At 39.1% G+C, this 25317-nt stretch carries 23 protein-coding genes; 2 read left to right on the top strand and 21 right to left on the bottom strand.

From position 1 onward, the window contains the following. Positions 1-166: 166 nt before the first annotated feature. On the top strand, positions 167-871 hold the full coding sequence (gene sigK / locus RBQ60_RS06130; RefSeq protein WP_307885697.1) for an RNA polymerase sporulation sigma factor SigK: 705 nt from the start codon (positions 167-169) through the stop codon (positions 869-871). Here sigK and RBQ60_RS06125 read toward each other — a convergent pair. The 9 genes from RBQ60_RS06125 to hydA all read right to left on the bottom strand — a co-directional run bounded on the left by RBQ60_RS06125 (position 857) and on the right by hydA (position 13540). After that, positions 857-2389 carry a recombinase family protein gene (locus RBQ60_RS06125; protein ID WP_307885696.1) on the bottom strand — a complete coding sequence of 511 codons (1533 nt, stop codon included), beginning with the start codon at positions 2387-2389 and terminating at the stop codon, positions 857-859. The genes sigK and RBQ60_RS06125 overlap by 15 nt on opposite strands. A gap of 2 nt (positions 2390-2391) precedes the next feature. Further along, on the bottom strand, positions 2392-4014 hold the full coding sequence (locus RBQ60_RS06120; protein ID WP_307885695.1) for a recombinase family protein: 1623 nt from the start codon (positions 4012-4014) through the stop codon (positions 2392-2394). 51 nt (positions 4015-4065) lie between these two features. Further along, complete coding sequence (locus RBQ60_RS06115) at positions 4066-5655, bottom strand: recombinase family protein (protein ID WP_307885694.1); 1590 nt, start codon at positions 5653-5655, stop codon at positions 4066-4068. Between the two features lie 92 nt (positions 5656-5747). Beyond that, positions 5748-6011, bottom strand: coding sequence for a DUF6870 family protein (locus tag RBQ60_RS06110; protein WP_307885693.1), 264 nt, complete (start codon positions 6009-6011; stop codon positions 5748-5750). Between the two features lie 299 nt (positions 6012-6310). Then, positions 6311-7564, bottom strand: a complete 1254-nt coding sequence (gene preA, locus RBQ60_RS06105; protein WP_307885692.1) for an NAD-dependent dihydropyrimidine dehydrogenase subunit PreA — start codon at positions 7562-7564, stop codon at positions 6311-6313. Between the two features lies 1 nt (position 7565). Further along, positions 7566-8843 carry an NAD(P)-dependent oxidoreductase gene (locus RBQ60_RS06100; RefSeq protein ID WP_307885691.1) on the bottom strand — a complete coding sequence of 426 codons (1278 nt, stop codon included), beginning with the start codon at positions 8841-8843 and terminating at the stop codon, positions 7566-7568. 325 nt (positions 8844-9168) lie between these two features. Further along, entirely contained in the window at positions 9169-10431 is a 1263-nt protein-coding gene (locus RBQ60_RS06095; RefSeq protein WP_307885690.1) for a Zn-dependent hydrolase, read from the bottom strand. A gap of 127 nt (positions 10432-10558) precedes the next feature. Beyond that, positions 10559-12154, bottom strand: coding sequence for an NCS1 family nucleobase:cation symporter-1 (locus RBQ60_RS06090; protein ID WP_307885689.1), 1596 nt, complete (start codon positions 12152-12154; stop codon positions 10559-10561). 27 nt (positions 12155-12181) lie between these two features. Continuing rightward, positions 12182-13540 carry a dihydropyrimidinase gene (gene hydA, locus RBQ60_RS06085; protein ID WP_307885688.1) on the bottom strand — a complete coding sequence of 453 codons (1359 nt, stop codon included), beginning with the start codon at positions 13538-13540 and terminating at the stop codon, positions 12182-12184. Positions 13541-14205: 665 nt separating this feature from the next. Between hydA and RBQ60_RS06080 the strand changes: the two genes are divergently transcribed. Beyond that, positions 14206-15069 (top strand): MerR family transcriptional regulator, encoded by an 864-nt coding sequence (locus RBQ60_RS06080; RefSeq protein ID WP_307885687.1) that lies wholly within the window; start codon positions 14206-14208, stop codon positions 15067-15069. A gap of 85 nt (positions 15070-15154) precedes the next feature. Here RBQ60_RS06080 and RBQ60_RS06075 read toward each other — a convergent pair whose 3' ends face one another. The 12 genes from RBQ60_RS06075 to RBQ60_RS06020 all read right to left on the bottom strand — a co-directional run bounded on the left by RBQ60_RS06075 (position 15155) and on the right by RBQ60_RS06020 (position 25305). Next, a complete protein-coding gene (locus RBQ60_RS06075) occupies positions 15155-15712 on the bottom strand; it encodes a nitroreductase family protein (RefSeq protein ID WP_307885686.1) in 558 nt (185 codons plus the stop codon). Beyond that, a complete protein-coding gene (locus tag RBQ60_RS06070; RefSeq protein ID WP_307885685.1) occupies positions 15699-16076 on the bottom strand; it encodes a hotdog fold domain-containing protein in 378 nt (125 codons plus the stop codon). Before RBQ60_RS06070 ends, RBQ60_RS06075 begins: the two co-directional genes overlap by 14 nt. A 34-nt stretch (positions 16077-16110) precedes the next feature. Continuing rightward, on the bottom strand, positions 16111-16569 hold the full coding sequence (locus RBQ60_RS06065) for a beta-alanyl-CoA:ammonia lyase (protein WP_307885684.1): 459 nt from the start codon (positions 16567-16569) through the stop codon (positions 16111-16113). Between the two features lie 133 nt (positions 16570-16702). Then, entirely contained in the window at positions 16703-17884 is a 1182-nt protein-coding gene (locus RBQ60_RS06060; RefSeq protein WP_307885683.1) for a CaiB/BaiF CoA transferase family protein, read from the bottom strand. A 27-nt stretch (positions 17885-17911) separates the two neighbouring features. Further along, positions 17912-18289: a hotdog fold domain-containing protein gene (locus tag RBQ60_RS06055; RefSeq protein ID WP_307885682.1), complete on the bottom strand. Its 378-nt coding sequence runs from the start codon at positions 18287-18289 to the stop codon at positions 17912-17914. 35 nt (positions 18290-18324) lie between these two features. Then, positions 18325-18783 (bottom strand): beta-alanyl-CoA:ammonia lyase, encoded by a 459-nt coding sequence (locus RBQ60_RS06050; RefSeq protein ID WP_307885681.1) that lies wholly within the window; start codon positions 18781-18783, stop codon positions 18325-18327. Between the two features lie 117 nt (positions 18784-18900). Continuing rightward, positions 18901-20004 (bottom strand): acryloyl-CoA reductase electron transfer subunit beta, encoded by a 1104-nt coding sequence (gene acrA / locus RBQ60_RS06045; protein ID WP_307885680.1) that lies wholly within the window; start codon positions 20002-20004, stop codon positions 18901-18903. A gap of 21 nt (positions 20005-20025) precedes the next feature. Beyond that, complete coding sequence (gene acrB, locus RBQ60_RS06040; RefSeq protein ID WP_307885679.1) at positions 20026-20829, bottom strand: acryloyl-CoA reductase electron transfer subunit gamma; 804 nt, start codon at positions 20827-20829, stop codon at positions 20026-20028. 16 nt (positions 20830-20845) lie between these two features. Then, on the bottom strand, positions 20846-21991 hold the full coding sequence (gene acrC / locus RBQ60_RS06035) for an acryloyl-CoA reductase (RefSeq protein WP_307885678.1): 1146 nt from the start codon (positions 21989-21991) through the stop codon (positions 20846-20848). Positions 21992-22881: 890 nt separating this feature from the next. Continuing rightward, positions 22882-23313, bottom strand: coding sequence for a MarR family winged helix-turn-helix transcriptional regulator (locus tag RBQ60_RS06030; RefSeq protein WP_307885677.1), 432 nt, complete (start codon positions 23311-23313; stop codon positions 22882-22884). Positions 23314-23384: 71 nt separating this feature from the next. Then, positions 23385-24635, bottom strand: a complete 1251-nt coding sequence (locus tag RBQ60_RS06025) for a peptidase U32 family protein (protein ID WP_307885676.1) — start codon at positions 24633-24635, stop codon at positions 23385-23387. Then, positions 24619-25305 carry an O-methyltransferase gene (locus RBQ60_RS06020; RefSeq protein WP_307885675.1) on the bottom strand — a complete coding sequence of 229 codons (687 nt, stop codon included), beginning with the start codon at positions 25303-25305 and terminating at the stop codon, positions 24619-24621. The genes RBQ60_RS06025 and RBQ60_RS06020 overlap by 17 nt, the downstream gene beginning before the upstream one ends. Positions 25306-25317: the final 12 nt, after the last annotated feature.

The following is a 25317-nucleotide window of genomic DNA, read 5'->3' as shown; positions in this document are numbered from 1 at the left end:
ACTCATGTTTGCAAAATCCATCATCAAAATCTCCCTTGTCACGACATGTCCCCGAAAAAAAGGACAGAAAAACTTTTTTTCAGACACGCACGGAAGGCGAATTCGTCACATACAATAAGTTTATAACATGGTTTCACTAGGTTGTTGAAAATTTGGGGGTGAGTATATGCTAGCTTTTTTTGTCGCTTTGCCGTTTTTATTTGCCTTTTCGTCTGCTGGAGCTTTCCCAAAACCACTTTCAAAAGAAGAGGAGGCCTATTACTTAAACTTGTATCATACAGGGAACGAGGTGGAAAAAAAGGAAGCAAAAGATAAATTGATTCTTCATAACCTTCGGCTAGTGGCCCACATTGCTAAAAAGTACTCAAGTACAGCAAGAGAGCCGGAAGAACTAATCTCCATCGGGATTATCGGGCTAATCAAAGCAGTTGATTCTTATAACATAGAGAAAAATGTGAGATTAGTTTCATACGCAGCGAAATGTGTGCAAAATGAACTGCTTATGTGGCTTAGAAGTGGTAAGAAGTATCAGAACGATATTTCATTGCATGAACCTATTGGTACTGATCGAGATGGAAATGAAATCGTTATGTTGGATATCATCAATAGCGACAATCCTGACTTTGTGGAAGCCATTGATTTTTCTATCAAATCAGAAAAAATGTTTGCCGCCATACAATCCATACTTTCTCCTAGGGAAAGAACAGTCATTATCCTGCGATATGGATTAGGAAATCATGATATTCTAACGCAACAGGAAATTGCAGAACGATTAGGTATATCCCGTTCTTACTCACCTGTTATTATAGGGCTAAACAATTACAAAAAGCAGGGATGCATAGAAAGCACCCTGCTTTTATTGATAAAATAAGTCTTGAAAGTTCCAACAAATTTTCAATTCCCCACTGGGTTTAATGATAATGATATCCACAAAGGTTTCCACCATTTCTATTGTTAAACTTTGAAACAGGCTGGACTGAACATCAGATTCTGATTCTAGTTCAGAATAGAGAATATCAAACATCTCTTGCTCCAGCAAAAGTTCGTTTTGTATTAGGTTATATTGATTTTTATATTCTGCTTTCTTCTTTAGATAATCACTTTTATCCACCTTATTATCTTTAAACGCTTCATATAACTTCACTGTTGTTAAATTTCTTCTCCTTAGTTCCTTCTCTTTTTCTTTGATTAAGATTTTAGTTTTTTCTATATTTCTATTTAACTCTTCAACATAAAAATCCTTCAAATAATCAAGATAGATGGATTGTAATATCCCCTTCAAGTAAAACAAAACTGCCTCCTCAATCTGTAGTTCCTTAATTCTCTTCCCATAACAACCAAATTCCTTGGAAACTTCTAAGGAGGCACACCGATATGTGGCAATTTCTTTGGATTTCTTACGGGAAATGATATGATTGCAAGCCCCACATCTTACTTTTTTGGACAGAGGATTTTCTTCTTTATTCCTTTGTTTGTACCTTTTCAAATCTGCGTTTACCTTTTCAAATACTTCTCTCTTTATAATTCCTTCATGGGTATTGGGAATAATAACCCAGTCCGTTTTCGTCACTATTTTGCTTTGTTTACTGCCAACTTTTAAAGGTTCTACTTTTCCGAATATCCCATCCCCAACATATCTTTGATCTTTTAAAATCTTTGAAATGACCGAGGGTCGCCAAAGGTGCTTTTCACCCGCCGAATTACATGAAAAGCTGTCCTTTCGCATTTTTCGTAGCATATATGGACTAGGTTCTTTTTCTCTGTTAAGGGTACGGGCTATTTCTACTTTCGGGACACCCTCTAACGCCATGGTAAAAATTCTTTCCACAACAGGCGCCACCTCTTTATCTACTACAAGCTTTCTTTCTTTTGTCTTCTGATAACCATAAGGGGCAAAGGCTGTTATAAACTGCCCCTGTTCCGCTTTTGACCTCTTCACACTGGTGATTTTTTGAGACAAGTCTTTGCTATAAAGGTCGCATACTAAATTTTTAAAAGCAGTAGTCATAAAATCTTCGTAAAAAGCGGCCTTTTTACTATCAAAACCATCGTTGATTGCAATAAAGCGTAGCCCCCAGGCAGGAAAAATTTGTTCTAAGTACCTTCCAACTTCAATATAATTACGCCCAAAGCGGGAAAAATCTTTTACGATGATGCATACAACTTCTCCGTTTTTCCCTTTTAATAACAGCTCCTTTATCCCTGGGCGGTTAAAGTTGGTTCCACTATAGCCATCATCGCAAAATTCCAAAATTTCGTATGATGAAAGCTCATTATCTTTTATAATATAATCATAAATCAGTTCTCTTTGAACCTTAATACTGTTGCTTTCCAAGGAGTTCCCATCCTCATCGGACAGACGCAGATAAACACCGATTTTTTCGGCCATACTTATCCACCCCTCAACGCTTTTTTCTCAAGTGCTTTTATTGCTTCATACTCTGATTGATAGGCGAAGTGAACGGAAAAGCAATTATTTTTAATAATTATCTTTTCTATAAATAAACGACACATTTCATTCGTTAGTTTTTCACTGTTTTTAAATTGAAGTAATTTGTGAATCCATTCTGCTCTAAACACCTGAGCATTTTTTGCCTTAATATCTTCCACTGCCAAGCTTGCATAGGGTTCGTTAAGCAGTCTTTTGTTAGACTCAGAAAAGAAATTATTTTGAAAGCTCTTATAATCCCTCTGCTTTTTCTCGTTACCCCCTTCCATTTCTAACACCTCAATTTCTTTTACATTTCCGTTTTTATCTTGTTTTACAAGAAAAGAACCATCCTCCATAGCCTCATTCATATCCAAGAACAATGAAAGCTGACTTTTGCAAAGGGCAAAAACAACCTGTTGAAGAACGTCCTCACGAATAGATTTCAGTCCACAAACTCCCTTTTTCTTATATTTTTTGGGGCAATTATAGTGTTGTATCCATGTGCCATCCTTTCGATAATATCCCCTATCTCTCTGTAAAACACTGCCACATTCACCGCAAATCAGCAAGCCACGAAAAACATTTTCCTTTCTTTCTCTATTAAGAGGTTTTGCTCCGCTCTCATTATTTAAACCTGCTTGTGCGAACAGTTTTTGTACCTCCTCAAAACTTTCTTCCGAAATAATGGCCTCGTGAGTATTTCTAATTATTGTCCATTGGGGAAGAGTCTCTGTAAGCCCACCTTTATACAAGGCTTTTTGGGTTTTACGTTCCACTAGGCACCCCAAGTAACATGGATTTTTTAATATATTTAATACCGTGGAACCGTGCCAAAGGGCATCCTCCTTTCCATCAGAATACCCTTCTAAAAAACGGTATTTAAGCAGTGTCGGCACCTCCATGTCGTTTAGTTTTCTGGCAATGGCACTAGGCCCCACTCCCTCCAATCGCCAACGATAAATACATCTTATAACTTCCTTTTGTTCTTGATGTACCTCTAGTTTATATTTATCACCTTGGCTAAGAACATAGCCATAGGGGGGCATTCTATTCATATACTTGCCTGCTTTTTTCTTAATATCAATGGCAGTGCTGACTTTTTTTGAAATATCCTTGGCATAATGATCATGTAAAATAGACTTAAGAGAAACCATTAAGGCATCAGTATTGTTGATGGATTTGCTATCAAAATTGTCATTTACAGAGATAAACCTTACACCCATATAAGGAAATATATAATCCAGATAATTCCCTGTTTCAAGATAATTTCTTCCAAAACGAGATAAATCTTTGACGATGATACATGTTATTTTTCCCTTTTCTATGTCCTCCATTAACCGAGAAAAGGCTGGACGATTAAAGTTTGTACCCGTTTGCCCAGTATCAATATAAGTATCTACAAAATTCAAATCCTTGTGATTCTCTAAAAAATTATAGGCAATCAGAATTTGATTCTCCACAGAAGCTGCCTCTTGCCCTCTATCTTCAACGGAGAGTCTTGCATATATAGCTGCATTATACTTCACCATTTCCTTTTCTTCTTTCATTCCTAACTGCGTATTTTTCCTGCTTTTTCTTGCCATTTGCCATGCCTCCTTAAAGAAGGAAAATGGATTCTAAAAATTTATGAGTGCTTAGTGCTTCTGGACATTCTTAAAATCATTTCTATATTTCAATACAACTCTAATTTTGCTATTATCGTAAACTATTATCTTTTCAACCAACAAAACTAAGGCCGTCCTATCTAACTTTGACTCCATTGGATATTCTGGTAGAAACCTATCTTCATGGCGTTTTGTCATTTTAATCTCTGAGGTATTGATATTTTCTTCTATATCTCCACATATCTTTTCGTAATATGCTTTCATATTACGATACTCCTCCCTTGTCAACACGCCTTCCCTATAGTCCTCGTATAAGGAATTTTTTAGTCTTTGATATTTTTCCAGCTCTTCTCCTTTATGAACTATACACTGTCTTTCTAGCCTTTCCTTTTTCCCTTGCCACTTTTGTTCTTGTTTTACCTCAGTGAAATGCTTATTCTGTGTAAAAAAAATACTTATTTGCTTTTCCAGTAAACTTAGAATAGCCTCTTCCACAAAACAATCTCGTATCCGATGAGAACTACATTCCTTTTTATTCTCCTTATTCTTGGAACAAATATAGTAAACATAGGCCTTCTCACGGGCTTTTACAGTCTTACGCACCATATTGCTTCCACATTCACCACACTTTAACAGCCCTGAAAGCAAATACACCTTTTCATTTAGGGGCGACGTTCTTGTATCATTTATCATTAACTGCTGTACCACCTCAAAATCCTCTTTGGAAATAATGGCTTTATGGGTATTTTCAACACGAACCCATTCTTTCCTCGGCCTTTTTATCCGCTTTTTCATTTTATAGTTCAATGTGGTCTCTTTTCCCTGTATCATTACACCTGCATATAGTTCGTTTTTCAGTATGCGATCTATTGCCATAGGCGACCATTTTGCCCTAGGATTTAATTTGAAGGGTGTTGTGTAGTTTGACTTGAGAAGCTCTTTATACGCCAGGGGGCATGGAACACCTAGCTGATTTAAGTACTCTGAAATAAAATGATTATGATACCCTGCCATACGCATAGAGAATATCTCTTTTACTGTCTCCCCAGCCACCTCATCCACTACAAGCTTATGTTTATCTTCTTTGGAACGAAGGTAGCCATAAACAGGAAATGCCCCCACAAAATCTCCTTGCTTTTGCCTTATGGCAAGCTGAGTCCTTGATTTTATTGAAATATCTCTGCTGTAGGAATCATTCATCAAGTTTTTAAAGGGAACAAGAAAACCATTCTCATAAACGTTCCCTTTGGCAGTATCAATGTTATCGTTAATGGCAATAAAGCGAACCCCTAAAAAAGGGAAAATCTGCTCAATATATCTGCCTGCTTCAATAAAATTTCTGCCAAAACGAGAAAGATCCTTTACGATAATGCAGTTTACGATCCCTCTCTTTACTTCTTCCAATAGCTCTTTTAGAGCAGGTCTATCAAAGGTAACACCGCTATATCCGTCATCCACCTTTTCACAAATAACAATAATATCTTTTTTATCTTTTAAATAGAAATGGATTAAATCCCTTTGGTTTTTAACGCTATTGCTTTCTAATTTATCACCATCTTCTCGGGACAAACGGATATACAATGCCGCTTTATAGACTTTGGGCTTATCTTCTATCAACATAAAAAATCCTCCCAAACATATTTTACTTGAAAACAGTTAGCAATGAGTGTTGTCTCTGCTATTCATTGCTAACTCCGTTGAAACACTCGCCCCTATCGCCAGTGATCAACCATTCTCATATATTGCTCTAATCGGTCTGATAACGTGGCCTCAGTTTGAGAAAACTCACATTCTACAACCATATTTCCACACTTAAACAAATACGGATTTTTAATCTGTTTAATAAAATCTGCTATTCGTTCCTCCTTTGGCAAATCTGTATGAATGACAACATCCCTTATGTCAACCAAATCATCAGGATTTATTGTTGGCTGGTCTATCCCTTCCTTCTTATTCCCTTCTCCTGGTGTAAGCATATCAAAATACCTCCATTATCGCTTACTCCATTTATATAAAAAAACTTTTTGTCCTATTCAATACAAGGTTCTTTGGTCGTTTTTAATGGGATGTCCTTGCTCTCATTTTTCATTTCCTTACCTCTTAGAAGCATTCGTTAGATTTAATAAACACTTCAGACCTGCTCTCCAAAATCTAGCCCAAAAAAGTGCTCTAACTCGTAGTATTCGCAGTTAGAGCACTTTGTAAGGGATTAGTATGTTTTTATTTCAATTTCATAGAACTTGAAAGGAAAACCGTTTAAAGGAACTAAAACAAATTATTCATAGTTTTTTTTCAAAATAATATCTGTTTGCTGTCTGCCGTCTTTCCATTTTACCTCACCGGGCATGATACAGTCTGCCACAGGACAAACATTCAAGCAAAGATGACAACCTACGCACTTTTCGTTTAATTCAGGTCTGCGTTTGTCAGCGTTCCAATCAATTGCCTGATGTCCTGCGTCAAAACAAGATACATAACATCTTCCACAACCTACGCACTTTTCATTGTCGAAATCAGGCAGGATTTTGAAATCACGGTTCAAATCTTCCGCAGGAATAATGTTATCCAATGCTTTTCCAACGAAATCATCCAGCTTATCATAGCCTCTTTCGTCCATCCAGTGCATCAAGCCATTGGACATATCTTCAACGATTCTGTAACCATACTGCATAACAGAAGTGGTTACCTGTAAGTTTCTACATCCCAGTAAAAGAAATTCCAAAGAGTCTCTCCATGTTTCAATACCACCAATACCGGACATTGGAACATTTCTGAGCTTTTCATGTTGCAACATTTGTGCAATAAAGCGTAGAGCAATGGGTTTAACCGCTGCACCAGAGTAACCGGAAATGGAGGATTTTCCGTTTACAACAGGCATAGCTGTCATGTTTTCCAAATCAATATTTGTAATGGATTTCACGGTATTGATTGCGGAAATACCTTTTGCGCCACCTTCCATTGCTGCAATGGCAGGAATACACATATCTGTAATGTTAGGTGTCATTTTTGCAATAAAGGGAATCTTTGTAGTTTCTGCAACCGCCTTGGAATATGCCCGCACCAAGTCAGGGTTTGTACCTACATCAGAACCCATAGCGTGGGAGGTCATCTGTGGACAGGAGAAGTTGCCTTCGATTAAATCCACACCAACTTCATCACACATTTTTGCTAGTTGACGCCATTCCTGCTCATTGGAGCCCATAATGGATGCAACCATTATTTTTTCAGGATAAGCTTTTTTCAGCTTATACATATTATCAAAGTTTACCTCTGTTGGTTTGTCGGAAATCTGCTCCATATTTTTAAAACCTAACCAAGGCATACCTTCTTTTTTCACATGGTCAAATCGGGGTGAACATTCGTCGGCAACAAAAATACCAATGGTTTTGTAGTAAACGCCGCCCCAGCCAGACTCAAAGGCCTTAGCCACCATTTCATAGTTACTGCCAACGGGGGATGATGACAGGAAAAATGGATTTTCACATCTTACGCCTAAAAAGTCAATCGATAAATCTTTCTTGATGCCCATTTTAGTTCACCTCTTTCTGTGCAAGATAATTCATCATTCCTACTGCTGCAATTTTACCCGATGCAACAGCTTCCACAACGGTCTTTCCGCCTAAAGTAACATCGCCACCGGCAAAAATTCCGTCAACACTTGTTTTGCAGCTATAATCTACTACAATTAAGCCTTTTTCATTCAAAGCAAATGGAGCAATACTTCCCATGTCTTCAGCGCCTTGTCCTATGGCAAAAATAACCGTATCCACTGCAACTTTCGCTTCAGACTCACCATCTCTGCCCTTAAACTTCATGGCTTCGACTTTATCTGTGCCAAGCACCTCAGCAGGAGCAAAGTTTGTTGTAATAGAGATACCTAAAGAAAGAACATACTGGAACTCAGCCATATCTGCAGGTGCCTCTTCAATGGTTCTTCTATAATAAATATCTACTTTTTCAGCACCCAACAATTTTGCAGATACTGCACTATCCATAGCAACGTTACCGCCACCAATTACAATAACTCTTCTTCCCGGATTATAAGTACCTTCAGATTTTCTTGCTTTTTTCAAGAAGTCAGCCGCTGCCATAACCCCAGGTAATTCAACACCAGGAATTTCAGGCAATTTTTCCAACCATAAGCCTGCACCAACGAAAATAGCAGCATAGTCTTCCTGCAATTTTTCCAAAGTAATATCCTTGCCAACTCTGGTGTTAAACACAAACTTCACACCCAAGTTTTTCACTGTTTCAATGTCATGATCAACTACGTGCTGAGGCAATCTTGCGGGCGCGATACCATAGGTTAAAACGCCACCTGCTTTTTCTTCAGCTTCATAAATCGTAACTTCGTAGCCTTCCATGGCAAGTTTTGCCGCACAAGCAAGGGACGCTGGGCCGGAACCAACACAAGCAACCTTTGCTTCTTTTTTCACTTCTGGTGCTTTCAATACGGTCATATTCAAAGCTTCTTCTTGTTCTATAGCAAATCTTTGCAATTTTCCAATTTCGATAGGTCTATCTATTCCACATCTGCTGCAAGCTTCCTCGCATAATCTATCATAAGGACAAACTCTTGCACAGCTACCACCTAAAATATTGTTTTCCCTGATTGTTTCTGCAGCACCCTTCACGTTTCTAAAGCGAATTGAGCGAATGAACTTTCCTGGATCAGTACCTGCGGGACAGCCTTTGCTACAAGGGGCATCATGGCATAACAAACATCTTGAAGCCTCTTCCATAGCTGTTCTTGGCGTAAAGCCTTCAACAGCCTCAGAAATAAACGTTGATTTAATTACCTTACTCAAATTCTTCAACTCCTCTCATATTTCTAAGCCTTTTATCAATAATAAAAAACTCAGTTTATTCCTTTAATGATTCATTCTAAGAATTATCGTATAAACTTAGTTGAGTTTTTTATCCAGCTCAGTCTTTCTTTCTGCATCAATTATTTTCATGTTAAAAAGTTCTATACTCATTTGAATCGAAAGAAATATCATCAAACGATCAATCATTCCACACCCCAGCTCTTAACCTTCTTTTTTACTAAACATTTCATAAACAAGGAGGCGTCAACAAATTTTCAGACGCCTCCAAGCTTTCTAAGGCAGAAAATTTCGTTTACAAAACAACTTATTCGTTATCGCACTTTAAAACTGCATTCAACAATACACTGGCACCTTCCGTACAAACCTCATCACTGGTATGTTCAGGTTCACAGTGGGATAAGCCTTTTTCAGAGGAAACAAAGATCATAGCCGTAGGCATTACATAAGCAGCAAACTGTGCATCATGCCCTGCACCACTGTTAATAAATTGATGCTTTGTACCCAGTTCTTCAGCTGACTTTTTCACATAATCAACCAGTGTCTTATCAAAATAAACGGTATCACGATTCCACTGATCCACTACTTCACAACGACACTTTGCCCATTCCTGTCCATCTAAGCTTCTAACAATCTGATACACTTTTTTCAGCAATTCAGGATCCTCATGGCGAACATCGATGGAGAAGTCCACATAATCAGGAATTACAGTATGTACACAAGGATGAGCAACAATTTCTCCTGTTGTATATACCAGTTCAGGGCGACCTAATTTGTCAATTTCTTCATGCAAATAGCAAAGTGCTTGTGCTGCTGCAAAAAGAGCATCCTGACGGTATTCCATGGGGAATGTGCCTGCATGAGCAGCCTGACCATAGAATTTAACTCTGGTGTTAAACATACCCAGTACACAAGAAACCACACCAACGTCATTGCCTGCATTTTCTAAGATAGGACCCTGTTCGATATGTAATTCGAACATGGCCTTATATTGGTCAGGGTTAAGGCGATTTTCCTTTGCACCTTTATAACCGCTTTTTTCAAGAGCTTCGCCAAAAGTAGTTACTTTGTCTAAAACGCTCTTGGATGCAAGCATATTTTCTTCTTTGAAGTTTTTTGCAATGGCTTCAGGCAAATAGGGATTACACACTACACCAGAGCTCATCATTGCAGGAGGATATAATGAACCCTCTTCGTTGGTCCAAATCATGGCAGTTAAAGGATGTTTATGAGGGATGTTTTCAGCCACTACGGTTTCTAACACTTCCATCGCACCAATAACACCTAAAATACCATCATAATTCCCGCCGTTACGTACGGAGTCAGCGTGAGATGCCATTACAATCCTTTTTGCATTAGGGTCACTTCCGGGGATTATTGCGTACATATTAGCAAAGTCATCTGTTTCGATGGTTGCACCAATCTTCGTCATTCTCTCAACAAAATATTTCCTTGCTTGTTTCGCCTCATCAGATAAAGAATATCTGGTAATTCCACCATGACCGGCGTCACCAAACTTAGAAAAAGTTCTGATTTTGTCACTGGTTCTTTCTAAACTACATCTGTACATAATCGATTCCTTCTTTCTTTGCTATTTTTATCTTTTTAACGGGCTTTCGAAAATTCCCTTGTGGGGAGATGGCTAATTGCATAGTGTCCCGTTCTTCCGCTGAACTTAGACTATTTTAACTGCTTTTTTATCGGTTTACTGTAAATCCTTCATGCTCTTCTTCTGTGACATAGCCATAATGGGCTTTGCCTTCTGTTTTCTTCATTAAAACAACATAAACAACGATTGCAATGATGAAAGAAACAAGATATCCGTTTGCTGCCAAGAATTGAATGAAGTTGGGCTTTAAGCCAGAACCCGCCTGATATTTAAACACCGTATTACCCACCAAAGGAATAATAAAGGATACAACCCAAGCGATCATGGCATTTCTATTCCAGCCGCCATCATACCAATACCTTCCCCCTTCACCCTCATACAGACCTGCAACGTCTACAAGCTGTTTCTTACAGATAAAGTAGTCAGCAATCAAGATTGCGGCAACGGGAGCAATAATGGTACCATAGTTGTTCAGCCAGTTGAAAATGTAGCTAGCGCCAGACCCATAAATCCACCAAGGCTGTGTAACAAAAGTTGCTACCAAACAAGTGATTACTACCCCTTTTTTGTAGCTAATTTTTCTTGGAGAAATATTGGAAAATCCGTTGGCAGGAGCAACAACGTTCGCAGCAACACAAGTTGTAATTGTTGCCATAATTACACCGATTGCACAAACTGCAACCAAAAGTTTGTTATCTACATAATAGAATACGCTTGTTGGATCAAAGAGTGGTTCGCCAACTGTATACTTTGTTGCCTGTGCAAAAATCGCACCAACGAATGCACACAACGCCATAGGGATGGGCATACCAATCAACTGACCCATAAACTGGCTCTTCTGACTCTTCGCATATCTAGAGAAGTCAGGGATATTCAGTGCCATTGTTGCCCAGAACGCAATATTGCCCGTCAGACCTGCCATATAAACAAAGGCAAATCCACCATTTTTTTCGATTAATGCGGCATCATTACCTGCAGTAAATACATTTGCAAGAGAGTGACCAGATGTGGAAATTGCGTTTAAAGACCACAACAATAATCCTAAAATTACGATAATCAGAATAGGGCCACCAACGTTTTGAACCCATCTAACTTTTTCGATACCGTTATAGGCAACCACAAAAATTAAAATCATAAAGATAAAGAACCCAATCATCTGGCCAACAATAACGCTATCATTGCCTGGAAGAGCCATCGTAACATTCTGATCGGCAAACATAGGAATGGCAATACCGATTAGGGCTGCAATAGCGCCGCCGCCAACCCAGCTTTGCACCGCCGTCCAACCGCAGGCTATAATAGATCGTGAAAATGTTGGTAGCTGCGTTCCCTTATTCCCGAATGTCATTCTGGAGAAAATAGGGAAAGGGATACCATATTTTGTGCCTATTTTGGAATTCAGCTGTATAGGTACTAATACAATAAGGTTACCTAAAATTACGTTGATTACAGAAAGCATAGGGGATATGCCCAATGCAACCAAAGAGGATGCCAAAGCCAATGACGGGATACAAATTGACATACCAACCCAAAGGTTACAAATACTAAAAGCATTCCAAGTTCTTTCGTTTACCGATGTTGGTGCCAAGTCTGGATTATAATACTGAGAATTGCTCAGTTCGGAAGCTGCTTCTGATGTTAACTCAAAGAGACCATTCTTTTCCTGTTGCGTATATTTACTCATATAACCCTCTCCATCTATATTTAGTTTTTATTGACTTAAGTTTCTTCTAATGAATTTCCCCCATCCAGGTTCGCCTTTAAACTCACCATCCTCGTAAACAAGGCGCCCTCGTGAGAAGGTTTTAACAGGGTAACCATGAAGTTGTGTGCCTTCCCAAATTGTGTGATCGTAGTCAGAATGCATGTTTTCACAAGTTACTGTGAAATCCTTTTCAGGGTCGTAAATAACAATATCTGCATCCTTACCTACGGTTAAGCCGCCTTTTTGTGTACAGCCAAAAATTCTTGCAGGGTTGGAAGAACATACTTCAACAGCCTTCATAAAGGAAATCTTTCCTTCGTTTGCCTTTGCAAGCATGTAAGGATACATGTTTTCAATGCCGGCACAACCGTTAGGAATTTTTCTAAAGTCGTCTTTGCCCCAGTCTTTTTCAGACTGCTGGAAAGGACAGTGGTCTGTTGCTACGGTGTCAATATCCCCCCGTTTGATTGCTTCCCAAATTGCATCCTGACTTTCTTGGGCCTTAATTGGAGGTGAACAGACAAAATTCCTTCCGTCTTCTCTTTTATATACATCGCAAGTAAAGTTCAAATACTGAGGGCAGGTTTCAGCATAAATAGGATACCCTTCTTCTTTTGCTTTGGTTACGTATTCCACGCCCTGTTTGTTTGCCAGATGTACGATGTAAAGGGGTGCGTTTAAGGATTTTGCCCATGAGATTGCTCTGGAATCGGCTTCGGCTTCTACGAACTCAGGGCGAGATAAATAATGATGCCAAGCATCGCCTTTTCCTTCGGAAATGTATTTTTCTACCAGGGTATTAACCATTTCGTTATTTTCTGCATGAACACAAATAAGTGCGCCTATTTCTTTTGCTTTTTCTAATACCTGATAAAAAACACCATCGGTTACGCCAAAGTCGTACACCATAAAAACTTTAAAGGAAGGAACGCCATATTCCACTGCCTCTTTCATGGAGTCCAACAGTTCGCCGTGAACATCCTTCACACCGATATGAAATGCATAGTCCACCGCCGCTTCCGGTGCTGCAAGTGCATCTCTTCTTTTCACAACATCAATCATCTTTTCATCAAAATCCTGAAGCGCAAAGTCAAAAACTGTGGTTGTGCCACCACAAGCTGCCGCTCTTGTTCCTGCATAGTACCCATCTGCAGAAATCGTACCACCAAAAGGCATTGCTAAATGGGTATGTGCATCAATTGCTCCCGGTAAAACCAGTTTACCAGTTGCATCTACAACATTAGTACAAGAAATGTTAGAAAGATCAGTTCCAATTGCAGCGATAATTCCATCCTTTACTGCAATATCGCCACGAAACATTTCTTTTTCTGTTACAATCGTACCGTTTTTAATTATTAAGTCCATTCACACTCACCTTCCCTTGTTAAAAAAATACCCTTCATTCCTTTTCAACAATTCGTACCCCCTGCCTCCTTTCATTAATGTTTTAAGAGAAAAATATAATAACACTTATTTGAAACTATGAAGCTTAAATCATAGTAGTAATAAGCTTAAAACCAAGGTTCTTATAAAAAGCAAAGTGGTGACTTGGTGCATGTTTCAGTTGCTGCATACTTTATGCCAAAATAAAACGGCTCAAAAAAATACTGATCATTAATAAAAACATGCAATCTACTATTTAATACCATAAGATTGTTATAAAGATTGCATTATGTTTCAAATAATATAATTGGTTTTATGAAATTCTCCGCCAAAATTTTTATTTATTTTACAAAAAAATTGTTATAATTAAACAATTGCTATAGCTTGATTATAGCCATTGCTGTTAGGGGAATGTCAATATCCTTTCCATGTATTTTTTCCGTAGCTACCCTTACTTTTCGTTAAAACTTTACCGCCACTGTACCCTGCTACGCAATATGGCATTATCTTGCAAAATTACATAGTTAATGTGTTTATAAAATTGAAGTATACTTAGAGTTTTTGTTTCATTGTTTACAGTATAAAAAATTGAAAATAGTTTCCAACTGTGCTATAATACCAATATCATTTATGGGGAGGATGAGAAAATGAGCCAAGATTACAAATTCTCTATAAGAGAAGTGTCAGAAATATGTCACATTCCCAGCAAAACTTTGCGATATTATGATGAAATAGAATTGGTTGTTCCTGAGTTTCGGGATGAAGTAAGCCGATACCGATACTACAGTAAGGATCAACTGATTACGTTATGCATAGTCCGCAAACTCCGCACCATGGACTTTGGATTAAAAGAAATTCAAAGTATTATCAAGGGAAACAAAGCCGATGACCTTGAAAAAAATATTGAAACGAAATTAACGGATTTGTTGGACGAAATTAATTGCCTCCAGAAGAAATATGCAGCAACCAGTGCTTTCTTACAGCGTCTAAAAACGGGTGTGGATTTCTTAAATATCAAAGAAGACCTCAACATTGAAGGGATTACCATAGAGGAAATTCCCGAGGCGAATTTGGTCTATACAAGAAAAACCATGACCAATTACTCAAACGTGGAAGTTTCAGTCTACAGATGGGTAGAAATTATTGATTTATGTGAAAAAATGAATTTAAAAAATAAAGGCACCATATTCGTAACCTATTATTGCAATCCATTAGAACAGTTTTTATATACGGATACCGACATTGAATTCGGTATCACTGTAGAATCCGTTGGTGATGACGATTGCTTTCGGCCCTTCGGAAACTTCACCGCAGCAACAGCCATTCATGTAGGAAATTATGCAGATATTATACATACCCATATTCGATTGGTTCAGTGGATTAATCAAAACCAATATAAAATTATTGGACCTGTCTCAGAAGAATTTATCATATCACCCCTAGACATAAACAATATCGACGAACATGTCACAAAAATAATTATCCCAATCGAAAAGAAGAACCAAAAATAATGCCAATAAGGGTGCATTCATTCTTTGTTCAAAAAATTTAAGGGGTAGGATTAAAAACTTAATCCTACCCCTTTTTTTCTTCTGTTTATTGTAAAAACCTTAGTATCTCAGAAACCTCTTTTCTCCTTGGTGCCTTTGGTGTCTCATTTGCATATCCACAAGCAAGCAAAGCAATGATTTCCTCGTTTTCCGGTAACCCAATAAACTTTGCTATACCCGCTTCATCAAAAGTACCCATAATTACAGTGCCCAACCCCAACTCCGTGGCTGCAAGGCATAGGGTTTGGCACGCCACGCCCGCATCAAACATTTCCCAACTTTCCCCTTTGCACGAGGAAAGATGGCCATCTCTTTCATAGCCGGAACGCTTTTTCACATTGGAAACAACCAATATCAAGGGGGCATTCTTCACTATATGTTTGTTTTCTGCAGCCATCAGCGTGTTTGCCAAAACTTTGAGATGCTCCTCTTTATCTAAAGCAGTATACCTTACCGCCTTGCAATTATTCCAAGAGGGTGCCCAACGGGCACAATCAATCAATTGCTCTATCACCCCATGTCCCACCTTTTGGGGTAAAAATCGCCGAATACTCCGCCTTGCTTTAATACAGTCAATGGTATTCATAGGCTTAATAAGGCTCATACACAAACTGTACCACCGTGGATAATGGCGGTTCAGAAAGTACCTCAATGGAACTTGGGAAAGGTGGATCTTCAGGAACCTGAATGATTTTAAAGGAACGAACCTCTATTACAGCACGGTCCCCTTCCATTTTCTTCACTCTGGCAATGAATTCCATATAATCCCCTGCGAAACAGGGTTCATAAAGCCGAACCTTTCTTACTTCCATGCAGTGGCCCGTGTTCTGAAAAACTTTTGCCATGAGACGGTTTGCCGCATCATTTGCCAAAGTAATGCTTCTTGCCCCATTGACTACGCCACCGCCGTAAAAAACATCTCTATCTGACATTCTATAACGAAATGTTACGCTTTGCTGATCATTCATCGTAATTCTCCTTTCCTATAAACTTAAGTGTCCTTTACTCAGGAAAGTCTTCCAGCGGACGCCAAGGATCAATAACTTTACCATCAGGCTGTTCCCCACGTTGCAAGTGCTTCTTTACCACCAGACGCACCTTGCCCTCGGTACACAAAACAGGCTCATCAAACCAAATCATTTCTCCAGGTTTACAGTGGGCTTTGCCTTCACGAAATGCAGGGGTTGCCACTTTAAAAACTTCAATCCAGCAATCACGGGATGTATTGCCAACATTGGTTAATGTGGCTTTAAAGTCAATCATATCCCCCACAAAAACATCTTTATAGCATTTCACGTCTTCATACCCAAGACAAAGGGACTCGTCACCGTCTACCAAAATCATTTCTTCCGTTTCCACGTCACCAATAAAATCGAACTGACGACCAATGGGGATTAACCCATCTTGATTGGCTCCATCGGCAGTGGTCATATTATAACTTAATACAGATACCTTTCTCATAAAACTGACACCTCCACCTTAATTTTTTATCCTAAACAAACAGTCCACAGAATTCTCTAATCTATTTATAAATCATCTCTTTTTTCCCTTATAACAAACGGTATATGAACACACAGGTTCAAACTTAGGGTACTTACATCACGCCTTCTGCTTTCAATTTTTCTACTTCCTCTTTGGTAAGGCCAAAAATTTCTCCATTATGCTGTCCCAAAAGAGGAGAAGACGTTTCAACCCCACCTGGGGTTTCAGAAAGCTTAACTACACAGCCTTGGAAATACTGATCCCCAGCAGTAGGGTGTTCACAATGAACCATCATTTCTCTGGCTTTAATGTGCGGATGTTCAATCGCCTCTTTCACGTTCAATACAGGCCCGCAAGGAATGCCTGCTTCATCCATAATGGTTTCGATCTCACTCTTTGTAAAGTCTTTGCACCATTCACGAATCAAGTTTTGTAAATCTGGTATGTAGTTATTGCATCTTAAATCATTATTTGTAAAACGAGGATCTTCGATGAGTTCAGGATGACCAATCGCCTTACAGAATTTGTGGAAAAGTCTATCATTTCCTACGCCCAAAGCAACAAAGCCATCTTTACAATCGAACACATCAAAAGGTGCAATAGATGGGTCTACGTTACCATTTCTTTCAGGAATAAACCCTCCAATGGTATAGTTAACGATTGCATTTTCTAACAAACTGAATATGGTATCAAACATAGCTACGTCTACCTGTTGTCCAACCCCTGTGATTTTGCGGTTGTAAAGTGCCAACAAAACCCCCACAGCCAAATAAATGCCAGCAACATGGTCTGCTACGGAAGGGCCAACCTTAACGGGGTCCGTATCTTTAAAACCTGTAAGGTTAATCATCCCGCCCATAGCCTGTGCAACAATATCATAGCAGGGGCGATGGGTAATTGGGCCATACTGACCGAAGCCAGAACCTGATGCATAAATTATACTGGGATTGATTTTTTTGATGGTCTCATAATCAATTTTTAATTTCTTTGTGACACCACCTCTAAAGTTCTCTACCAAAATATCCGCATCTTTTACCAGTTCATAAAACAATTCCAGGCCTTTTTCCGATTTTAAGTTCAGAGTGCCACCTTTTTTATTTCTATTTACATAATTATAAAAGCCACTTTCCCCACTTTTTTCATCCAGCGGACCCCAAAAACGGCACTGTTCCCCTTCGACGGGCTCAATTTTCAAAACTTCTGCACCATAGTCAGCTAAAATCATGGTACAAAACGGGCCGTTTAATGCTGTTGTAAGGTCAACCACTTTCAAACCTTCCAATGCTTTTTTCATATTATCCCCCCCTCTTTTCACTAAAAATTAATATGCTTCGTAAACAAACTGTACAACCGTAGACAATGGTGGTTCGGGAAGTACTTCAATGGAACTTGGGAAAGGTGGATTTTCAGGAACCTGAATAATTTTAAAAGAACGAACTTCAATTACAGCACGATTCCCTTCCATTTTCTTTACCCGAGCAATAAATTCCATATAGTCCCCTGCGAAACAAGGTTCATATAACCGTACTTTTCTTACCTCCATACAATGACCTGTGTTTTGGAAAACCTTTGCCATCAGGCGGTTTGCAGCATCATTGGCCAACGTGATACTCCTTGCCCCATTGACTACACCGCCGCCATAAAACACATCTCTGTCCGACATTCTATAACGAAATGTTACGCTTTGCTGTTCATTCATCGCTAACTCCCCTTTTTCTATAAACTGAAGTGTCTTTATTCTGGAAAGTCCTCCAAAGGACGCCAAGGTTCAACAACTTTGCCATCAGGCTGTGCCCCTCGTTGCAAATGCTTTTTCACAACTAGACGCACTTTCCCTTCTGTGCATAAAATCGGTTCATCGAACCAAACCATATCGCCCGGCTTGCAGTTGGTTTTGCCTTCACGAAATGCTGGTGTTGCCACCTTAAACACCTCAATCCAGCAGTCACGGGAGGTATTTCCCACGTTAGTTAGTGTCGCTTTAAAATCGATCATGTCTCCTACATAAACATCCTTATAGCATTTTACATCTTCATACCCAAGGCAAAGGGACTCGTCCCCATCAACCAAAATCATTTCTTCTGTTTCTACATCGCCGATAAAATCGAACTGTCGGCCAATGGGAATCAACCCATCTTGGTCTGCTCCGTCGGCGGTGGTCATATTATAGCTTAATACGGATACCTTTCTCATACTTTGATTCTCCTTTTTGCTTATAAAACTACAAGTTTGCTGGCTAACTACTTTTATATTTTTTAATTACAATAATAGGTGAGCACGAGAACCCACCTATCATTTTCCATTCATGAATTAAGCATCTCGGGTCTCTTTGATTGCATCTATCATCATAGGAACAATTTTAAATAAATCCCCTGTAATACCATAATCTGCACAGTCAAAAATTGGAGCAGTTTCATCTTTATTTACAGCAATGATTACTTCTGAATCCTGCATACCAGCTTTATGTTGAATGGCACCAGAAATACCAAGGGCAACATAAACCTTAGGGTGAACCGTTTTACCCGTCTGTCCCACCTGATGATCCGCTGGAAGCCAGCCTGAGTCGATTACCGCGCGGGAACCGCCAACAACTGCATTGCCAAACGCATCTGCCAGTTTTTCTGCCAACTCGATACCACCTTCTACATTTTTGCTGATTCCACGTCCTACGGATACAACAATCTCGGCACCAATTAAGTCAACAATTTTTTTGGTTTCTTTTACAAGATCAATTACTTTCGTTTTCAAGTCTTCAGCGGAAATTTCAACTTGACGCATAACGATTTGGCATGCATCCGCCTTTTCTTGACTAAACTCAGATTTCTTCATAACCCCTGGTCTAACCGTAGACATACAAGGACGGAAACGTGGGCAAATAATTGTCGCCATCAAGTGTCCACCGAAAGCAGGACGAGTCATTTTTAAGTTGGTATCCTCCATAGGAAACTTCATGGTTGATACATCTAAAGTTGAAGATGTGGTCAGGAAATTTACATAATTATTCATGTCAATATCAAGGTGTGTACAGTCTGCTGTAAGACCTGTATGTAAGCGTGCTGCACATCTTGGGCCTAAATCACGGCCAATGTTTGTTGCACCGATTAAGATAACTTCCGGCTTTTCTTCCATTACTACGTCACATAATACTTTGGCATAGGCATCAGTAGTATAAAATTTCAACTCGGGATGGTCGCAAACAATGATCTTATCTGCACCATATCCACCCAATTCCTTTGCAATACCCTGTACTTCGTGACCAAGTAAAACACCCACCAGTTTTGAACCACGTTCATCTGCCAACTTTCTGCCTTCGGAAAGCAGTTCAAAGTCCGTATTTACTAATTTACCCTCTCTCTGTTCGCAAAATACCCAAATATCCTGAAACGCATTTATATCTGCACTATTAAAACTCATTACCAGCTCATCTCCTTTCGGTTAAATGACATGTTTATTTTTCAATCTGTCAACCAAATCATCCACTTTTTCTTTGTCTGTTCCCTTAAGCATAATGCCAACACCTTTTTGAGGAGGGGTAAAAGACTTGAAAATGTTTGTAGGAGAGCCCTTCAAACCAATGGTATCCAGTTCAATTAATGGTTCATCCTTAAGTGCTTCATAATCCAAAACCATAAGAGGTTTACTATAACACTCCATGATTCCGTTCAGCGTCATATAACGAGGCTTAATGCTCTTATCCTTGATACAAGTAATCAGACAAGGTGTCTCTACTTCTATCATCATATATCCATCTTCCAGCATACGCTTTACCAGTATGGAGTTACCGCTCTTTTTAATAACAGAAGCATATGTAACTTGAGGAATTTCTAGCTTTTCTGCAATCTGGGGGCCAACTTGGGCTGTGTCGCCGTCGATTGCCTGTCTACCACAGAAAATCATGTCCTCATCTGAAAGACCTAATTTATGAATTGCCGCCGCAATAATTTGGGAAGTTGCAAAGGTATCGGAACCACCAAACTCACGGGCGGAAATCAAAATCCCATCATCAGCACCCATAGCGATAATTTCTCGAAGCATCCCTTCCGCAGGAGGAGGCCCCATGGTAACTGCCGTAACCTGGCAACCTGTTGCATCTTTTAGCTTCAAAGCCTGTTCAATGGCGCTCATATCGTCAGGGTTGATAATCGCCGCCATGGAGGCACGATTTAATGTACCATCAGGGTTTACTGCTACTTTCCCAGATGTATCAGGAACTTGTTTTACACAAACATAAATTCTCATAATCCTACACTCCTTCTTATCTTTTCATTACCTCTCTGGCGATTACAACTTTATGTATTTCTGAGGTACCTTCATAAATTTCAGTAATCTTAGCGTCACGATACATACGTTCCAATGGATAATCCTTCATAAAACCATAACCACCGTGAATTTGCAGAGCCAAGTTTGTAACAAAGCGTGCGTTTTCAGAAGCATTTAATTTACACATTGCAGATTCCTTTGTAAAAGGCTTTCCTGCATCTTCAAGGTAAGCAGCAAATTCAACCAAAGCTCTAGCAGCCGCAGTTTTTGTTGCCATGTCTGCAATGTACCACTGAATCCCTTGTAAATTTGCAATTGGTTTGCCAAACTGAATACGTTCGTGCATATATTTAACGGATAAATCGATGGCACCCTCTGCCAGACCAATTGCCTGGGCACCAACGCCGATTCTAGCACCATCCAAAGCTTCCATTGCCATTTTAAATCCTTTGCCTTCTTTTCCAAGAAGGTTTGAAGCCGGAACACGGCAATCTTCAAAAATAAGTTCTGCCGTTTCAGAGCCTGCAATACCCATTTTAGATTCAATTTTGCCGATGCTGAAACCAGGTGTACCTTTCTCCACGATAATTGCAGACATTCCTTTTAATCCTTTTTTGGGGTCAGTCAGAACAAAGAGAATGAGAACCCCCGCCCTACTACCACCTGAAATGAAGCATTTTGTACCATTTAAAACATATTCATTTGTTTCGGGATCAAGGAACGCCGTTGTTTTAACTGCTGCCGCATCGGAACCAGCATTGGGTTCTGTTAAAGCAAAAGCTCCCAATTCTCCACCTTTTGTTAATCGGGGGAGAAATTTTTGTTTTTGTTCCTCAGTGCCATATTTTAAAATAGCCTGAGGTGCAATCAAGTGAATAGATAATATAGAAGCAGATGCCATACATTTTTTCCCGAATTCAGAAACTGCGATTACTTTTTCCAGTGTACCGCCACCAGAACCACCATATTGTTTCGGAACGCCAATCCCTGTTAAGCCGACATCAGCCATTTTTTTAAAATTTTCAGCAGGGAAAACATGTTCACGATCAATTTCTTCTGCAACGGGCTCCAATTCGTTCTCGGCAAATTGGTGAGCAAGCTTTTTCAACATTTCTTGTTCTCTCGTTAATGAAAAATCCATTCTTTTCATCCTTTCTTAATTGATATTAAGTAGAAACATTTCATTGTGCATTACCTTTGGTTCATGAAACCTTAAAAATGTCATATTATTAGGAACCAAAACTATCTGCTCCAACTCTTCCCTTCAAGAAGCATACTTTACTTATAGCCTATACATTCACTGGAATGTCAATATGCTATAAAAAATAAAAATAATAGGGAAAAAAGTCTTTTTATCAAAACCTTCCCGTACTGCAACCTAGCCTTCATTTTATATGCAAACTTACATAGGTGGAAAAAAACTCTCCCCAAGCTTACGAACTTTGTCTACTAATCCACTTTAGCCCTAAAACTTCTACAGCTACAGTTTGTATCGTAAAAGGGGAGTTCCCCAAGCCTTAAATACAGGTGTTTCTAAGGTTAAACAAGCTTTTTCCCTGAAATATTTCCTCTTCAAAATGCAATAGAAGCCGTCTTTTAATTTTCTTAATAGGATACCTTCTACTAGGTGGAAGGTTGCTCTACAATTAAATTTATTCATTAAAAAAGACAGACAAAATGTCTGCCTTCAATACAATGTTACAGTTAAAAGATGAATTTGATTTGGCAATTCCTTTTTTCCAAACATTTTCTCTCGCCCTAAAAACAAGTTCCTTCGATTATCGCTAAAAGAAAATACCTTAATTATGCTTCTAAATTTAAGCGTCCCAATTTATTTCATTTTATACATATCTCAATTTTCCTTCAATAAAAATCATTTAGCCCTTTTCTAACAGGAGAGTACGTATCACGAATTGAAAAAAAGGCATTGAAAAAACTCAATGCTGCATTAGAAGATTAATCAGGGCTTTGCCCTGGTACATATTATTTTTTCCCAATAAAAAAAGCAGGCCATAGACCTACCTTTCTTATTTACCCTTCTTCAAAGTGATTTCCATCAGCAATAATTCTAAGATTACTCTTCAAAATTCCAATCTCCTCTTCAGAAAAACACTTCAAAACTGCTTCATTTACGTTATCAATGATTTTCGTAATCGGCTCTTCTAAACCTTTACCTTTTTCCGTAGGAACTACCCTAACTTCACGTCTATCTTCTTTGTTGATTACTCGGTCAATCAGACCTTTTTTTTGCATACGATCCAACACGCCTGAAATTGTAGATGTTTCTAAGCATAGAATTTCAGAAATTTGCTTAGGGGTTGCAAATTCCCTTTGCCATAAGCAGCTCAAAACACCATACTGGGATGGGGTAATGTCATACTCAGACAGTTTAGAATTCAAATACTGAAAAACAGAATGCTGCGCCGTAGTCAATAAATAGTTGATACACTGTGTTAATTCCATAAGCTTATCCTTTTCCTTTTTTTCAATTCTAATATATAGGATAGCTGTTTTTCCGCCAAAAATCAAGTTATTTATTTAGCATCCAACACAATTTTGCGCAACATGTCAAATTTTTTCACTGGTTTTTCAAACTGAATTCGTAGAATCTGCTGAGGATGAGGGGCTGAATTCACAGGGTTACCCTCTTCGTTCCATATATTTCTAACCGTCATTGTAAAGGCATCACCCTTCGCCGGCATAACTTCAATCTCATCACCAACGGAGAACTTATTGCGTTGTTCAACAACGGCAATTCCTGTTTCAGGGTCGCTATCTTCCTGAACCACGCCAATAAAATCAAATCCACGAATATAAGTATTGCTATTATAAATTTGCTGATTTCCATCAGGCTTTTGATAGTAAAAACCGTCAGTATAATCCCTATGGCTGGCTTTTGACACCTCTGCCATATAATATGGTAGTTTTTCCTGATAAAGGGCAGGATCCGCCAAATAATCGTCTATAGCTTGTCGATATGCCTTTACCACCGTACCAACGTAAAATGGGGTTTTCATGCGTCCCTCAATTTTCAAGCTCATTATTCCTGATTCAATAATATCGGGAATGTGTTCAATCATGCAGAGATCCTTCGAATTATAAATATAAGTGCCTCTTTCATTTTCCTCAATGGGCATATATTCACCAGGTCTAGTTTCCTCAACCAAATGATACTTCCACCTGCAAGGGTGGGAACAGGCCCCTTTATTTGCATCTCTACCACTTAAATAGTTGCTTAATAGGCATCTGCCAGAATAAGAAATACACATTGCCCCATGGACAAAAGCCTCAATGTCCATATCCTCAGGAATGTTTTCACGAATTTGTTTCACTTCCTCAAAAGAAAGCTCTCTGGCGGTAACAACACGCTTTGCTCCAAGTTGATACCACATTTTTGCACTCATATAGTTGGTATTGTTGGCTTGGGTAGAAACGTGGATTTCCATATTGGGTACCGCTTCTCTGGCCACAGAGAACACCCCTAAATCAGAAATAATCAAAGCATCAGCACCGATTTTTTCAACGGCCTTGAAGTATTCCGCCATCCCTTCAAAGTCAGCATTATGGGCTAAAATATTCGCCGTAATATATACCTTTGCACCATGGTCGTGAGCAAATTTTATTCCCTCAGCCATGGTGTTTAAATCGAAGTTTTTTGCCTTGGCACGAAGACCATAGGCTTCCCCACCGATATATACTGCATCGGCACCATATAAAACTGCGATTTTTAACTTTTCTAAATCTCCCGCAGGAGCCAAAAGCTCCGGCTTATTCTGTTTCAACATTTTTTATTTCTCCTTCTATTTCCTTTGTTTTATAGCAAAGAGCCATACCATCACCGATGGGGATAATCGAAGTTTCCAGAGCTTCGTTATGGGTAATATCCCAAAGGAAGGTTCTTAACCGTTTATGGATAGTACGCTGTCTTCTTGGAACGCTGTAACGGGTTTGAGCAATGGTTCCACCCTGTAAAACGTCATCAACAATGAGAATTCCCCCTACAGGCAATAAACGAAGGCAATGGGGCAAGAAACTGCTGTACTGCCCCTTTGCAGCATCCAAAAAAATCACGTCATAGGGTCCCTCTAAGGTAGGTAATATATCCGCCGCATCCCCTTCTAAAATGGTAATGGTATCTTCAAGACCCATTCTTTTAATATTGGGGCGGGCATCCTTTAACATAACCTCAAACCTGTCGATGGTTGTTACTGTACCACCAGGCTGCAAATATCTGCTCATAAGCCCTGCGGAAAAGCCAACCGCCGTACCGATTTCTAAAATATGCTTTGGCTGTTTCATAGAAAGCAACACGCTGATTAATCTGGCTGTTTCCAATGGAACAATTGGAACATTAGCCGCATTTGCTTCTCTTTGTATTTCACCCAACACACCATCATACATAGGCTGAATGGTACGTAAAAAGGTATTCATGGTTTCGTCTGTTACATAATTCATTTCATTCTCTCC

The organism is Anaerotignum sp. MB30-C6, assembly GCF_030908465.1.
Taxonomy (GTDB): Bacteria; Bacillota; Clostridia; order Lachnospirales; family Anaerotignaceae; genus Chakrabartyella.
Note: the sequence above shows the minus strand (reverse complement) of the source record. Positions and strands in the feature narration are given on the sequence as shown.